Below are 15,618 nucleotides of genomic sequence, written 5' to 3' on the forward strand. Positions count from 1 at the left end.
TCCGTAATGACACAACTCACGGTGCCGGAATTTCAGCATCGCACGGTGCTGCTCGATGAAGCGGTCGATGCGCTCGACCTGACGGGCGACCGCGCGCATGGCGTTTACGTCGACGGCACGTTTGGCCGCGGCGGCCATAGCCGCTTGATCCTGTCGCGCCTGGCCGCCGATGCGCGCCTGATCGGCTTCGACAAGGATTTGCAGGCGATCGCCACGGCAGAACAGATCGGCGACTCCCGCTTTGAAATCGTCCATGACAGCTTTGCCACCATGACGGCCAGCCTGGCCGCGCGCGGCGTGCAGCAAGTGGACGGCATCCTGCTCGACCTGGGCATCTCGTCGCCGCAGGTCGACGACGCGGCGCGCGGTTTCAGCTTCCGCAACGACGGACCGCTGGACATGCGCATGGATACCACGCGCGGCATCTCCGCGGCCGAATGGCTGGCGGTGGAAACCGAGCAGAATTTAGAGAAAGTGATACGCGATTATGGGGAAGAACGGTTTGCTTTTCAGATTGCAAAGGCGATTGTTGCTGGCCGGGCAGTCCAGCCAATTTCAAGCACACGACAGCTTGCCGGCATCGTGGCAGGCGCCGTCAAGACCCGCGAGAAGGGTAAGGACCCCGCTACCCGCACCTTTCAGGCCATACGCATTTTCATTAACAAAGAGCTCGAGGATCTCGAGATCGGTCTGAACCAGGCCTATGCCTGCCTGGCGCCCGGCGCGCGCATGGCCGTGATCAGTTTTCATTCGCTGGAAGACCGCATGGTCAAGCGCTTCTTCGCCTCGAAGGCGAACGTGGAGCAGCCTGACCGCCGCCTGCCGATCCGCGCGGTGGACTTGCCGCAGCCGGAAATGAAGCTGATTTCGAAGATGAAGCCGTCCGACGCCGAGATCGAGGGTAATCCCCGCTCGCGTTCGGCCGTGATGCGCGTGGCGCAGCGCCTGCCGTTGGCCGCTCCTGCACATGGCGGCGCCCGATGACTGGCAAGCTGTGTGTCGTGCTGTCGGCCCTGCTGGTGTGCTGCGGCCTGTCGCTGGTGAACGCGCAGTACCAGTCGCGCCACCTGCTGATCGACCTGGAACGCGCGCAAGCGCTGTCGCGCCAGCTCGACATCGACTGGGCGCAGCTGCAGCTGGACCAGTCGACCCTGGGCAAGCATGAACGCATCGAGGCGATTGCACGGCGCGACCTGAGCATGACGCCGTTGACGGCGGCACGGACGCAATACCTGACGGAGGGCGAATAATGAAGTTGGGCGGTAACAGCAACGGCCGGGTGGCAGCATCGAAAGGCGTGCCATTCTCGAAGAACCCCGTACTGGCAGTGCGCCTGCCCGTCTGGCGTTCGCGCGTCGTGCTGTTCCTGCTGTTCTTCGCTTTCGCCGGCCTGGGCGCGCGCGCCCTGTGGCTGCAGGGCGTGTCGACGCAGTTTTTGCAAAAGCAGGGCAAGGCGCGCTACGAGCGCACCCTGGAACTGCCGGCCACGCGCGGCAAGATCACCGACCGCAACGGCCAGGTGCTCGCGTCGTCCGTGCCCGTGAAAGCCATCTGGGCGATTCCCGACGACGTGCTGCAGGCGTCGCCCGAGAAAATCAATGCGCTGGCCGGCCTGCTGGAAATGAACGTCAACGAATTGCGCAAGAAGCTCGATTCGGACCGCAGCTTCGTTTACCTGAAACGCCAGGTCGAGATGGACGTGGCCGACAAGATCTCCAAGCTGGGCATCGACGGAATTGACGAACGCAAGGAATACAAGCGCTTTTATCCACAGGGCGAAGTGATGACCCACGTGGTGGGCTTTACCAACGTGGAAGACGTGGGCCAGGAAAGCATGGAGCTGGCGCAGCAGAAAACCCTCGTCGGCACCACCGGCAGCCGCCGCGTGATCAAGGACCGCCTGGGCCACATCGTCGAAGACATCGGTTTCATCCACGAACCGCACGACGGCAAGGACCTGACCCTGTCGGTCGACAGCAAGATCCAGTACATCGCCTTCACGCAGCTGAAGGAAGCGGTGGAAAAGTTCAATGCGAAGGCCGGCGGCGCCGTGGTGCTCGACGTGCACACGGGCGAAGTGCTGGCCCTGGCCAATTACCCCAGCTACGACCCGAATGACCGCCGCAAGCTCACGGGCCAGCAGCTGCGCAACCGCGTCATGACCGACACGTTCGAGCCGGGTTCGACCCTGAAGCCGATCACGGTGTCGCTGGCGCTCGACACGGGCCGGGTCAAGCCGGGTACCCTGATCGACACGGGGCCGGGCCGCTACACCATCGCCGACCGCACGATTACCGACACCAAGCCGCACGGCGTGATCAATGTCTCCGAAATCATCGAGATGTCGTCGAACATCGGCACCTCGAAGATCGCGCTGGGCATGCCGTCGCAGGAAATGTGGGAAATGTTTACCAAGGTGGGCTTCGGCCAGCAGCCGAAATGGGGCTTCCCCGGCGCCGTGGCAGGCCGCGTGCGTCCGTATAAATCGTGGCGCCCGGTGGAGCAGGCGACCATGAGCTACGGTAACGGCATTTCCGTGTCGCTGATCCAGCTGGCGCGCTCCTACATGATGTTCGCGCGCGATGGCGACACGATTCCCCTGTCGTTCCAGAAGGTCAATGAACTGCCCGTGGGCCAGCAGGTGATCAAGCCGAAGACGGCCGCCGAAATGCGCGCCATGCTGGAACTGGTGGTCTCCGGCGCGCACGGCTCGGCCAAGCGCGCGCAGGTCGCCGGCTACCGCGTGGGCGGCAAGACGGGTACCGCGTATAAAGTGGAAAACGGCCGCTATGCGATGCCGCGCAAATATATCGGCTCGTTCGTGGGCATGGTGCCGATGTCGGCGCCGCGCTTCATCATTGCCGTGATGATCGATGAACCGACCGGCCCTGCCCACTATGGCGGCCAGGTTGCCGCTCCCGCTTTCGCGGCGATTGCGACCAACGCGCTGCGCGCGATGAACGTACCGCCCGATTCCTCCGTTACCGAAATCGTGGTCCCGGCCAATGCCGGTCCGGAGGCCATGTGAAGTCACTCATGACCATACAAGACATCAGTTTGTGGATCAAAGCGGCTGCCCCGTCCGGGCAGCTGACGTCCGACTCGCGCCGCGTGCAGCGCGGCGACGTGTTTTTCGCCTATGCGGACGCCACCCATTTCATCGACGCCGCCATCGAGCAGGGCGCCGCCGCCATCGTGCATGACGCCGTGGAATGGAACGCCGCATGGAATGTGCCGCATCTGCTGGTCGGCGACCTGAAACGCCTGGCTGGCCCCGTGGCGCATGCTGTTTACGACATGCCCGACAGCGCCATGTTCAGCGCCGGCGTCACGGGCACGAACGGCAAGACCTCGTGCGCGCTGTGGCTGGCGCAAGCCCTGGCGCGCCTGGGCGAAACGTCGTCCGTCATCGGCACCCTGGGCGTGGGCCTGTGCAAGCCGCGCGGCGCCATCGAATTCGACGTGACCGGCTACACCACGCCCGATGCGGTGCTGCTGGCGCGCAAGCTGGCCGCCATGCGCGATGCCGGCGCCAAGGCCGTTGCCATCGAAGTGTCGTCGATCGGCCTGGACCAGGAACGCGCGGCCGGCATGCATTTCGATGTCGCCATGTTTACCAATCTGACGCGCGACCACCTCGACTACCATGGCGACATGGCAGCCTACGAGGCAGCCAAAGTCAAACTGTTCGACTGGCCCGGCCTGAAAACGGCCGTCATCAACCTGGACGACCCCATGGGCTTGCGCCTGGTCCGCCATGTGGACGGCAAGCTGGCAGGCGAGTATCCGGTCATCGGCTACACCCTGCAGGATGCGGCGGCCTTGCCCGATTTGCCGGGCGTGCTGATGCTGCGCGCCAGCCAGTTCCGCAGCCGCAATGCCGGCACCGACTTCCACCTGGAATGCGCGCTGGGCGTGGCGCTGATCAAGACGCAGCTGGTGGGCCATTTCAATATCAGCAATGCGCTGGCCGTGCTGGGCGCCTTGCTGGCGCACGGCACCGGCCTGCGCGCCGCCATCGACGGCATCGAATCCTTGCAGCCGGCCCCGGGCCGCATGCAGCAGGTGGGCGGTCAGGAAGCGCCGATGGTCGTCATCGACTATGCGCACACGCCGGACGCCCTGGAAAAAACCCTGTCCGCCTTGCGCCAGGTGGCGCAGGAACGGGGCGGCCAGCTGTGGTGCGTGTTTGGCTGCGGCGGCGACCGCGATCCGGGCAAGCGTCCGCAGATGGGCGCCATCGCGCAGTTGGCCGATCACGTGCTGGTCACCAGCGACAATCCGCGCAGCGAAGATCCGCACGCCATCATCGCGCAGATCGTCGCCGGCATGCGTGCCGATGGCCCGCAGCCGCAGGCCATCGAAGACCGTGCCGCCGCGATCCTGTCGGCTATCAAGCACGCCGCCAAGCCGGACGTGATCCTGTTGGCGGGCAAGGGCCATGAGCCGTACCAGGAAATCAAGGGCAAGAAACTGCCGTTCTCCGATGCCGACCATGCGCAGCTGGCCTTGTCCGCGCGCCTGACGATGATGAGGACGAACTGATGGCACAGCTCATTGACCACCGCATTGGCCACCTCATGCATGCGACCCTGGCCGAACTGATGCCTGCCTTGCCTGGCGCGCAGCTGGCGGGTGACGCTGCCCGCGTGTTCGCCGGCGTGTCCACCGACAGCCGCAGCGCGCCGGCCGGCTCGCTGTTCGTGGCCCTGCGCGGCGAGAGTTTCGACGCCCACGATTTTCTGGAGCAGGTGGCCGCCAGCGGCGTCGCCGCCGTGGTGGTCGAACGCCTGCCCGAAGGCTGGGACAGCAGCACGGTGCCCGCCATCGTGGTCGCCGATACCCTGGCGGCGCTGGGCCGCATCGCCAACCACTGGCGCCGCCGTTTCAGCCTGCCCGTCATCGGCGTCACCGGCAGCAATGGCAAGACCACCGTCAAGGAAATGATTTCGTCGATCCTGGCGGCGGCCTTTGGCGAAGAGGCGCGCCTGGCCACGCGCGGCAACCTGAATAATGAAATCGGCGTGCCATTGACCCTGTTCCGCCTGAGCGGACAGCACAAGGCGGCCGTCATCGAGATGGGCATGAACCATCCGGGCGAGATCGCCCGCCTGGCGGCGATTGCCGCGCCGACCCTGGCGATGGTCAACAATGCGCAGCGCGAGCACCAGGAATTCATGCACACGGTGGAAGCGGTGGCGCGCGAGAATGGCGCCGCGCTGGAGGCCCTGGCCGAAGACGGCATCGCCGTCTTCCCGCACGGCGATGAATTCACGGCGCTGTGGCGCGAACTGGCCGGCGCACGCACCGTCATCACGTTCGGCCTGTCGAAAGACGCCGACGTCAGCTGCACGCACCGCGCCGCCGAGGATTTTGGCAGCGACATGTTCGTCAGCGTGCGCGCGCCCGATGGCAGCTTGCGCCAGTTCTTCGTCGGCCTGCAGGCGGCCGGCGACCATAATGTGCGCAATGCGCTGGCGGCGGCGGCATGCGCCGTTGGCGCCGGCATCGCCATCGAACATATCAAGCAGGGGCTGGAGGCGTTCGCCCCCGTGAGCGGCCGCCTGCAGAAAAAACGTGCCGCCAACGGCGCCACCATCATCGACGACACCTACAATGCCAATCCGGATTCGGCGCGCGCGGCCATCGATGTGCTGGCGCAGGCCGCGGCACCGCGGATCCTGGTGCTGGGCGAGATGGGCGAAGTCGGTACGCAGGGACAGCAGTTCCACGAAGAGATCGGCGCCTACGCCGCCGCCAAAGGCATCGAACACGTGCTGGCGACGGGCGGCCTGGCGCGCCATCTGGTGAATGCGGCGCAGGCAGCCGCCAGCCAGGAATCAGGCACGGTCGTGGAGTATTTCGAACAGTTCGACGGTTTGCTGGCGGCGCTCGATGCGCATTTATCCGGCCGTTCGGATGCAACAGTATTAATCAAGGGCTCCCGCTTCATGAAAATGGAACGGGCCGTGCAGCATTTGATTGGTTCAAACAACAATAACAAGGAAGCTCACTAATCATGCTGCTCTGGCTCGCTCATTATTTCCAGGACGACATTGGCCCATTGCGGGTCTTTAACTTCATCACTTTCCGCGCCGTGTTCGCCACGTTGACGGCGATCCTGATCGGCCTGTGCGCCGGTCCCGCCGTGATCCGCATGCTCACGCGCATGAAGGTCGGCCAGGCCGTGCGCACGGACGGCCCGCAGACGCATCTGAAAAAACACGGCACGCCCACCATGGGCGGCGTGCTGATCCTCATCGCCATCGGCATTTCCACCCTGCTGTGGGCCGACCTGTCGAACCGCTTCATCTGGCCCGTGCTGATCGTCACCCTGGGCTTTGGCGCCGTCGGCTGGGCCGACGACTACCGCAAGGTGGTGCACCAGGACCCGGAAGGCATGCGCTCGCGCGAAAAATACTTCTGGCAGTCGCTGATCGGCATCGTTGCCGCCTTCTACCTGGCGTTTTCCGTCTCCGTGTCGGAACCGGACGCGGGCCACGTGTGGAACCTGATCTACGCCTGGGTGCAGTCCGGCTTTGCCATGGACCTGCCGCCGAAGGCCGACCTGATCGTCCCGTTCTTCAAGACCATCAGCTATCCGTTAGGCGTGTGGGGCTTCATCGCGCTGACCTACTGCGTCATCGTCGGCACCAGCAACGCCGTCAACTTCACGGACGGCCTCGATGGCCTGGCCATCATGCCGACCGTGATGGTGGGCACGGCCCTGGGCCTGTTCGCCTACCTGACGGGCAATGCCACGTATGCGCGCTACCTGTTCATCCCGCACATTCCGGGCGCCGGCGAACTGGTGATCTTCTGCGGCGCGCTGGCCGGTTCCGGCCTGGCCTTCCTCTGGTATAACACGCACCCTGCCAAGGTCTTCATGGGCGACGTGGGCGCACTGGCGCTGGGCGGCGCACTGGGCACCATCGCCGTCATCGTGCGCCAGGAAATCGTCCTGTTCATCATGGGCGGCATCTTCGTCGTCGAAACGCTGTCCGTGATCATCCAGGTCGTCTGGTTCAAATACACCAAGAAACGCTATGGCGCGGGCCGCCGCGTCTTCCTGATGGCGCCACTGCACCACCATTTCGAACAAAAAGGCTGGAAAGAGACGCAGGTTGTCGTGCGTTTCTGGATCATCACCATGATGCTGGTGCTGCTCGGCCTGACCACCTTGAAGCTGCGATGATGATGTACGACGCTAAAACCGCACTGGTACTGGGCCTCGGGGAGTCGGGCCTGGCCATGGCCCTGTGGCTGGCGCGCTGCGGCGCCTCCGTGCGCGTTGCCGATACGCGCGAGGCGCCCGAGCGCCTGGCCGCGCTGCAGGCCGCCGTGCCGCAAGCGCAATTCATCGCCGGCGCCTTCACGGCCGAACTGCTCGACGGCGTCGATTTCGTCGCCGTCAGCCCCGGCCTGGCGCCTGGCCGCGAACTGGCGCACATTGCGCCGGCCGCGCAGGAAAAGAATATCCCCGTGTGGGGCGAGATCGAACTGTTCGCGCAGGCGCTGGCGTTCCTCAAGACGGAACGCGGCTATGCGCCGAAAGTCATCGCCATCACGGGCACCAACGGCAAGACGACCGTCACCAGCCTGGTCGGCCTGCTGTGCGAACGCGCCGGCCTGGTCACGCGCGTGGCCGGCAATATCAGCCCTGCCGCGCTGGACGTGCTGCGCGAAGTGCTCGATGCGGAGCCGGTTCCTGCCCCGGCACCGGCGCCGGCTGCCGCGGAAGACGGCGGCGAAGCGGCGGAACCCGCCGAAGCCGTGGCCAGCAGCCTGCCGCAGGCGTGGATACTGGAACTGTCCAGCTTTCAGCTGCACACGACGTTCAGCCTGCAGGCCGATGCGGCCACGGTGCTGAACCTGTCGCAGGACCACCTGGACTGGCATGGCGACATGGCCGCCTACGCCGCCGACAAGGCGCGCATCTTCGGCGCCGAGACCGTGCGCATATTGAACCGCGACGATGCCTTGGTCATGCACATGGCCGATCCGCTGGCGGAAACCATCACCTTCGGCACGGGCGAACCGGCGGAAGCCGACAGCTTTGGCCTGGTCAACGAGCGCGGCATCTTCTGGCTGGCGCAGGCCGTGCCCAGCGAAGAAGTGATCGAGAAGAAGCGCAAGAAGAACGATCCCGCGCCGGAACCGGTGCCGACGATGGCAAAGAAACTGATGCCGGCCGACGCGCTGAAGATCCGCGGCCAGCACAATGCCGCGAATGCGCTGGCCGCGCTGGCCCTGTGCCGCGCCATCGGCCTGCCGTTCGCGCCGCTGCTGCACGGCTTGCGCGAATACCAGGGCGAGCCGCACCGCGTGGAACTGATCACGGCCGTCAATGACGTCGAATACTACGACGACAGCAAGGGCACGAATGTGGGCGCCACGGTGGCGGCCCTGTTCGGCCTGGGCAAGGCGTTTGGCGGCGCGGAGCAGCGCCTGGTGCTGATCGCCGGCGGCGACGGCAAGGGGCAGGATTTCTCGCCGCTGGCCGAACCCGTGTCGCGCTACGTGCGCGCCGTGGTGCTGATCGGCCGCGATGCGCCGGCGCTGCGCGCGGCCCTGGAGCCGGCTGGCGTGGACCTCATCGACTGCGCCACCTTGCCGGAAGCGGTCAAGCGCGCCAGCAGCCTGGCGCTGGCCGGCGATGCCGTACTGCTGTCGCCTGCGTGCGCCAGCCTGGACATGTTCAAGAACTATGCGCACCGCGCGCAGGTGTTTGTCGACGCCGTGCGCGACATCGCTCTGGAAAACGGACAGGATATCTGATGGCCTTCCAGCTGCCCTTCAGCTTTGGTTCCGGCTCGACTGCCAAGCCGCTGGATAGCCGCGCGCGGCAATCGAAGATGATGGACTACGACAAGCCGCTGGTGTGGGTCGTCCTGCTGCTGATGTTGCTGGGCATGGTGATGGTGTATTCGGCGTCGATTTCGCTGTCCGATGCGCGCAAGTTTGCCGCCTACACGAACAACTATTTCGTCGTGCGCCAGGCGCTGTTCATCGGCGTGTCGATCGTCGTCGCCGCCATGGTATTCCGCATCCGCATCGCCACCTGGCAAAAGATCGCGCCGTGGCTGTTCATCGGCACCCTGGTGCTGCTGGTGATGGTCCTGATCCCGGGCCTGGGCGTGTCGGTCAACGGCGGGCGCCGCTGGCTGAACTTGCCGGGCCTGCGTCCGCAGCCGTCCGAGCTGATGAAGGTGGTGATGGTGCTGTACGCGGCCGACTACACGGTGCGCAAGCAGGAATACATGCACAAGCTGACCAAGGGCTTCATGCCGATGGCGCTGGCCGTCAGCTTCGTCGGCCTGCTGCTGCTGATGGAGCCCGACCTGGGCGCTTTCGGCGTGATCGTCTGCATCGCCATGGGCATCCTGTTCCTGGGCGGCGTCAACGCCATCTGGTTCGGCGGCATCGGTGCCATGCTGACGGCGATCTTCGTCACCATCATCGCCTTGTCGAAATTCCGCCGCGAGCGGTTTTTTGCGTATCTCGACCCGTGGCAGGAAGACAATGCGCTGAACAAGGCCTACCAGCTGACGCACTCGCTGATCGCCTTCGGACGGGGCGAACTGTTTGGCGTGGGACTGGGCGGCAGCGTGGAAAAGCTGCACTACCTGCCCGAAGCGCATACGGACTTCCTGCTGGCCGTGATCGGCGAGGAACTGGGCCTGGTGGGCGTGCTGATCGTGATCGGCATGTTTTACTGGATTATCAAGCGCGCGTTCGACATCGGCCGCCAGGCGATCGCCATCGACCAGACCTTTGCCGGCCTGACGGCGAAAGGCATCGCCATCTGGATCGGCGTGCAGACCTTCATCAACATGGGCGTGAACCTGGGCCTGCTGCCGACCAAGGGGCTGACCTTGCCCTTGATGAGCTATGGCGGCACGGGCGTATTGATTAACTGTATCGGCCTGGCGATCCTGCTGCGCATCGATTACGAAAACCGGATCCTGATGCGGGGAGGCCGGCTATGAACAACGTGACGAACTTGAAAACGACGAAAAGACTGATGATCATGGCGGCCGGCACCGGCGGCCATATCTTCCCGGGCCTGGCGATTGCGCAGACCATGCGCGCGCGCGGCTGGGAAGTGAGCTGGCTGGGCACGACCCACGGCATGGAGCAGGACCTGGTGCCGAAAAGCGGCATTCCCATGGATGCCATCGCGTTCTCGGGCATGCGCGGCAAGGGCCTGGCGCACACGGTCAAGGGCGGCTTCAAGATGCTGGCCAGCTTCTTTGCCATCCGCCGTTTCATCGCCAGCCGCAAGCCGGACGTGGTGATGGGCATGGGCGGCTACGTCACCGTGCCGGGCGGCCTGATGGCGCGCCTGAAGGGCGTGCCGCTGGTGCTGGTCAATGCCGACGCGGCGCTGCTGTTGTCGAACAAGACGCTGGTGCCGCTGGCGCAGCAAGTATGCTTCGGCTTTCCCGCCGATTTCGGCAGCGCGGCCGGCAAGGCCGTCGTCACGGGCAATCCCGTGCGCGCGGAAATCCTCGCCATGGCGCCGCCGGCCGCGCGTTTCGCGGGCCGCAGCGGCCCGCTGCGCATCCTGGTGGTGGGTGGCAGCCTGGGCGCGAAAGCGCTGAACGACAGCCTGCCTGCCGCGCTGGCCCTGATGCCCGAGGGCGAACGTCCGCTGGTGACGCACCAGTCGGGCAAGAAGAATATCGACGCCCTGCATGCCGCGTATGCGCAGGCGGGCGTGCAGGCCAATGTGGTCGACTTCATCGACGACATGGCCAGGGCGTATACCGAGGCCGACCTGGTGATCTGCCGCGCTGGCGCCATCACCCTGTCGGAATTGACAGCGGCCGGTGTGGCCAGCGTGCTCGTGCCGCTGGTGGCGTCGACCACCAGCCACCAGCGCGACAACGCGCAATGGATGGCAAAACAAGGTGCGGCGATTCATTTGCCGCAGACGGAAATGAGTGCGGCGTCGCTGAGCGCGCTGCTGGCGTCGCTGAGCCGCGACACATGCCAGCAGATGGCGCAAGCGGCACTGGGAGCAGGTAAGCGCGACGCCAATGAGGCGATCGCACACGTATTGGAAAAACTGGCATGAGGTTAGCTCTGTGAAGCATAAAGTAAACAATATCCACTTTGTCGGCATTGGCGGCAGCGGCATGAGCGGCATCGCCGAAGTGCTGGTCAACCTGGGCTACAAGGTGTCGGGCTCCGACCTGGGCAGCAATGCGGCGACGCAGCGCCTGGCGAGCCTGGGCGCGACCGTCATGCTCGGTCACGCGGCAGAAAATATCGGCGACGCCGATGCGGTGGTGACGTCGGGCGCCGTCCCGCAGGACAATCCGGAAGTGGCCGCTGCCCGTGCGCGCAAGATTCCGCTGGTGCCACGCGCCGTGATGCTCGGTGAATTGATGCGCTTGAAACGCGGTATCGCGATCGCGGGCACGCATGGCAAGACGACGACGACCAGCCTGGTCGCTTCCGTGCTGGCGCAGGGCGGCCTCGATCCCACTTTCGTCATCGGCGGCCGCCTGACCAGCGCCGGCGCGAACGCCAAGCTGGGTTCGGGCGACTACCTGGTGGCTGAAGCCGATGAGTCGGACGCCTCGTTCCTGAACCTGACGCCGATGATCGAAGTGATCACGAACATCGACGCCGATCACATGGACACCTACGAGCACGATTTCGAAAAGCTCAAGCAGGCTTTCGTGCAGTTCACGCACCGCCTGCCGTTCTATGGCCGCGCCATGCTGTGCATCGACGATCCGCACGTGCGCGCCATCATCCCTGCCGTCACCAAGCCCGTCACCACCTACGGTTTCGCGGAAGACGCGCAAGTGCGCGCCGTCAACGCGCGCGCCGTGGGCCTGGAAATGCATTTCACCGTGCTGCAGGAAGGCTATCCTGACCTGGACGTGGTGCTGAACCAGCCTGGCATGCACAATGTGCAGAATGCCTGCTCGGCGATTGCCATCGCGCGTGAAATCGGCATCGCCGACAGCGCCACGCAGCAGGGCCTGGCCGAGTTCTCCGGCGTGGGCCGGCGCTTTACGCGCTACGGCGAGGTGGCGCTGCCGAACGGCGGCACCTTTGCGCTGGTCGACGACTTCGGCCACCATCCGGTGGAAACGGAAGTGACGCTGGCCGCCGCGCGCGCCGCCTATCCTGGCCGCCGCCTGGTGCTGGCGTTCCAGCCGCACCGCTACAGCCGCACGCGCGACCTGTTCGAAGATTTCGTCAAGGTGCTGGGCGCGCCCGACGTGCTGTTGCTGTCCGAAGTGTATGCGGCGGGCGAAGCGCCTATCGTCGCCGCCGACGGCCGCGCACTGGCGCATGCGCTGCGCGCGCGCGGCAAGATCGAACCGATTTTCGTCGAGTCCATGACGGACATGGCCGACACCATCATGAGCGTGGCGCGCGACGGAGACGTCGTGCTGACCATGGGAGCCGGCTCGATCAGCGGCATCCCGAATCAACTGACAACGTATCAACCTCACACTGTAAAGGCCTGACGTGAACCAAGCTTCAGCTATCGACGTTAAACAATTGGGCAAGGTCGGCGTCCTGTTCGGCGGCCGCTCGGCCGAGCGCGAAGTGTCGCTGATGTCCGGCGCCGGCGTGCTGGCCGCATTGAAAAGCCATGGCGTGGATGCGCATGGCTTCGATACGGGCGAACGCAGCCTGGCCGAACTGGCTGCCGAGAAATTTGACCGCGTCTTCATCGCGCTGCACGGCCGCTTCGGCGAAGACGGCAGCCTGCAGGGCGCGCTGGAGCAGCTGGGCATCCCGTACACGGGCAGCGGCGTGATGGCCTGCTCGGTGGGCATGGACAAGGTCTACACCAAGATGATCTGGCTGATGCACCAGCTGCCGACGCCCAAGTACGCGGTGCTGGACGACAGCTCCGACCTGGCCAAGGTCGCCGCGGAACTGGGCTTGCCGCTGATCGTCAAGCCGCCGCATGAAGGCTCGAGCATCGGCATCACGACGGTCAATGAAGCGTCGGCCTTCCAGGCTGCGTACGACATCGCCGCCGGCCTCGATGATTCGGTGCTGGCCGAGGAATTCATCAAGGGCCGCGAATTCACCGTCGCGATCCTGGGCAAGGGCGCCACGGCGCGCGCGCTGCCGCCGATCGAAATCGTCGCGCCGCAAGGCAATTACGATTACCAGAACAAGTACTTCACGGACGACACGCAGTATTTCTGCCCGCCGCAGCTCGATGGCGCGATCATCGCGGAGATGGAACGCATCGCCCTTGCTGCCTACCGCGCCCTGGGCTGCGAAGGCTGGGGACGGGTCGACGTGCTGATGCGCGCGGCCGACAGCAAGCTGTTTTTGCTGGAGGTGAATACCTCGCCCGGCATGACGGGCCATTCGCTCGTGCCGATGGCGGCGCGCGCGGAAGGCACCAGCTATGAAGACCTGTGCCTGGAAATCGTCGCCGGTGCAAGCTTGAAAATGCACAAGGGAAAACGCTGATATGTGGCATGACGCTAAAAGCCTCAATACGACTGCCAACGGCTTGCTGGCCGCGGTTCTGGTCGTGTGCGTGGCCGCCGGCGTCTGGTGGGTGTCGCAGCGTCCCATGTTCGACCTGCGCACGATCAAGGTGGAAAGCGCAGACGACAAGGGCCTGCGCCACGTGAATTACCTGACCCTGCGCAGCGGCACCCTGGGCCGCATCAAGGGCAATTTCTTCACGACCAATCTGGAAAGCGTGCGCGGCGTGTTCGAGTCCGTGCCCTGGGTGCGCCGCGCCAGCGTGCGGCGCGAGTGGCCGAACCAGTTGATCGTGGCGCTGGAAGAACACGAGGCGCTGGGCACGTGGGGCGAGGATGGACGCCTGCTGTCGGTCAAGGGCGATGTGTTCACTGCGAATGTGGCCGAAGCCGAGGATGACCATGAATTGCCCGCCTTCGCTGGCCCCGACGGCAGCGAGAAGGAAGTACTGGCCACGTATGTGCAGCTGGAAAAGTGGTTCGCGCCCCTGAAAATGGTGCCCGAATCGCTGTCGCTGTCGAGCCGCTATGCGTGGACCGTGAAACTGAACAACGGCATGAGCGTGGCGCTGGGACGCGAGCAGAATCATACGACCCTGAAGGCGCGGGTCGACCGGCTGGTGGGTATTTATCCGCAACTGGCGAGCCGGCTGGAGAATATCGACACGATCGATATGCGCTACCAGAATGGCCTGGCGCTCAGCTCCGCAGGCCTGGTGATACCGGCCGAAGGCAAGGATGGACGGCCAGCGGCAGCGATCAGGAAGAAAAATGGCAGTCCGATTAAAAAACCGACTTAACTTAATACTCAATTTAACAATAGCCCAAAAAACTAGGCGACAGAAATGACAAAAGACGCGAAAAACCTGATCGTCGGCCTCGACATCGGCACCTCGAAAGTGGTGGCGGTGGTAGCCGAAGTGATGTCCGACGGGCGCCACGAAGTGATCGGGCTGGGCCAGCACGAATCGAAGGGCCTGAAAAAAGGCGTGGTGGTCAATATCGAGGCCACGGTGGAGTCCATCCAGCGCGCGCTGGAAGAGGCCGAGCTGATGGCCGACTGCAAGATCCGCAATGTCTACGCGGGCATTGCGGGCAGCCATATCCGCAGCTTCAATTCCAGCGGCATGGTGGCCATCAAGGACAAGGAAGTGACGGCGACCGACGTGGCGCGCGTCATCGAGACGGCAAAAGCGGTTAACATTCCGACCGATCAGCAATTGCTGCACACGGTGCCGCAGGAGTTCATCGTCGACAGCCAGGAAGACGTGCGCGAGCCGATCGGCATGAGCGGCATCCGCCTGGAGGTAAAGGTGCATATCGTCACCGGCGCCGTGTCGGCAGTGCAGAACATCGTCAAGTGCGTGCGCCGCTGCGGCCTGGAAGTGTCGGACCTGATCCTGCAGCCGATGGCGTCCGCCGATGCGGTGCTCACGCCCGATGAAAAGGAACTGGGCGTGGTGCTGATCGACATCGGCGGCGGCACGACCGATGTGGCGGTATTCTCCGATGGCGCGATCCGCCATACGGCAGTCATTCCCATCGCCGGCGACCAGATCACCAACGACATCGCCATGGCCTTGCGTACCCCGACCGCGGAAGCGGAAGAAATCAAGATCCGCTATGGCGTGGCCAAGCAGGTCCTGGCCGATCCCGGCGAATCGCTGGAAGTGCCGGGCCTGGGCGACCGCGGCCCGCGCAACCTGTCGCGCCAGGCGCTGGCGGCAGTGATCGAGCCGCGCGTCGAGGAGCTGTTCGCCATGGTGCACCAGGTGGTGCGCGAATCCGGTTACGAAGGCGTGCTGTCGTCGGGCATCGTGCTCACGGGCGGCACTTCCATCATGCCCGGCATGGTGGAAATGGCGGAAGACATTTTCCTGAAACCGGCGCGCCTGGGCACGCCCGAGTATCGGGGCCAGCTGGCCGACGTGGTGCGCAGTCCGCGCTATGCCACGGTATTGGGCCTGCTGCTGGAAGCGAAGAAGCAATACCTGCGCGGCCACATCGTGACGCGTCAGGACGGCTCGGTGAAGGCAGTCTGGCAGCGCATGAAGGAATGGTTTTTAGGGAATTTTTAAGGGCCTGATTTACGCCCGGCAGTACAGGTTTTTTGGCAGCATCGCAGGTACACACA

13 protein-coding genes are annotated in these 15,618 nt (G+C 64.6%); all 13 read left to right on the forward strand.

Annotation, left to right across the window (positions count from 1 at the left end):
• Positions 1 to 6: 6 nt before the first annotated feature.
• Genes rsmH through ftsA form a run of 13 tightly spaced genes read left to right on the forward strand, consistent with a single transcriptional unit; the run spans position 7 to position 15,562 of the window.
• Complete coding sequence (gene rsmH / locus VPH41_RS26480; protein WP_152257680.1) at positions 7 to 984, forward strand: 16S rRNA (cytosine(1402)-N(4))-methyltransferase RsmH; 978 nt, start codon at positions 7 to 9, stop codon at positions 982 to 984.
• Positions 981 to 1,250: a cell division protein FtsL gene (gene ftsL / locus VPH41_RS26485; protein WP_010394930.1), complete on the forward strand. Its 270-nt coding sequence runs from the start codon at positions 981 to 983 to the stop codon at positions 1,248 to 1,250. The genes rsmH and ftsL overlap by 4 nt, the downstream gene beginning before the upstream one ends.
• A complete protein-coding gene (locus VPH41_RS26490; protein ID WP_034748891.1) occupies positions 1,250 to 3,028 on the forward strand; it encodes a peptidoglycan D,D-transpeptidase FtsI family protein in 1,779 nt (592 codons plus the stop codon). Before ftsL ends, VPH41_RS26490 begins: the two co-directional genes overlap by 1 nt.
• 8 nt (positions 3,029 to 3,036) lie before the next feature.
• Positions 3,037 to 4,545, forward strand: a complete 1,509-nt coding sequence (locus tag VPH41_RS26495) for a UDP-N-acetylmuramoyl-L-alanyl-D-glutamate--2,6-diaminopimelate ligase (protein ID WP_328572039.1) — start codon at positions 3,037 to 3,039, stop codon at positions 4,543 to 4,545.
• A 35-nt stretch (positions 4,546 to 4,580) separates the two neighbouring features.
• Positions 4,581 to 6,017 carry a UDP-N-acetylmuramoyl-tripeptide--D-alanyl-D-alanine ligase gene (locus VPH41_RS26500; protein ID WP_328572071.1) on the forward strand — a complete coding sequence of 479 codons (1,437 nt, stop codon included), beginning with the start codon at positions 4,581 to 4,583 and terminating at the stop codon, positions 6,015 to 6,017.
• Between the two features lie 2 nt (positions 6,018 to 6,019).
• Positions 6,020 to 7,195, forward strand: coding sequence for a phospho-N-acetylmuramoyl-pentapeptide-transferase (gene mraY, locus VPH41_RS26505; protein ID WP_034748886.1), 1,176 nt, complete (start codon positions 6,020 to 6,022; stop codon positions 7,193 to 7,195).
• A complete protein-coding gene (gene murD / locus VPH41_RS26510; protein ID WP_328572072.1) occupies positions 7,195 to 8,778 on the forward strand; it encodes a UDP-N-acetylmuramoyl-L-alanine--D-glutamate ligase in 1,584 nt (527 codons plus the stop codon). The genes mraY and murD overlap by 1 nt, the downstream gene beginning before the upstream one ends.
• Positions 8,778 to 9,989, forward strand: coding sequence for a putative lipid II flippase FtsW (gene ftsW / locus VPH41_RS26515; protein ID WP_328572040.1), 1,212 nt, complete (start codon positions 8,778 to 8,780; stop codon positions 9,987 to 9,989). The genes murD and ftsW overlap by 1 nt, the downstream gene beginning before the upstream one ends.
• Positions 9,986 to 11,080: an undecaprenyldiphospho-muramoylpentapeptide beta-N-acetylglucosaminyltransferase gene (gene murG, locus VPH41_RS26520; RefSeq protein ID WP_328572041.1), complete on the forward strand. Its 1,095-nt coding sequence runs from the start codon at positions 9,986 to 9,988 to the stop codon at positions 11,078 to 11,080. Before ftsW ends, murG begins: the two co-directional genes overlap by 4 nt.
• A gap of 10 nt (positions 11,081 to 11,090) precedes the next feature.
• Positions 11,091 to 12,494: a UDP-N-acetylmuramate--L-alanine ligase gene (murC, locus tag VPH41_RS26525; protein ID WP_152283783.1), complete on the forward strand. Its 1,404-nt coding sequence runs from the start codon at positions 11,091 to 11,093 to the stop codon at positions 12,492 to 12,494.
• Between the two features lies 1 nt (position 12,495).
• On the forward strand, positions 12,496 to 13,464 hold the full coding sequence (locus tag VPH41_RS26530) for a D-alanine--D-alanine ligase (protein WP_328572042.1): 969 nt from the start codon (positions 12,496 to 12,498) through the stop codon (positions 13,462 to 13,464).
• A gap of 1 nt (position 13,465) precedes the next feature.
• Positions 13,466 to 14,284 (forward strand): cell division protein FtsQ/DivIB, encoded by an 819-nt coding sequence (locus VPH41_RS26535; protein WP_152257674.1) that lies wholly within the window; start codon positions 13,466 to 13,468, stop codon positions 14,282 to 14,284.
• A 45-nt stretch (positions 14,285 to 14,329) separates the two neighbouring features.
• Positions 14,330 to 15,562, forward strand: a complete 1,233-nt coding sequence (gene ftsA / locus VPH41_RS26540; RefSeq protein WP_010394955.1) for a cell division protein FtsA — start codon at positions 14,330 to 14,332, stop codon at positions 15,560 to 15,562.
• Positions 15,563 to 15,618 lie beyond the last annotated feature (56 nt).

This window comes from Janthinobacterium sp. P210006 (assembly GCF_036231885.1).
GTDB classification, from domain to species: Bacteria; Pseudomonadota; Gammaproteobacteria; order Burkholderiales; family Burkholderiaceae_D; genus Janthinobacterium; species Janthinobacterium violaceinigrum.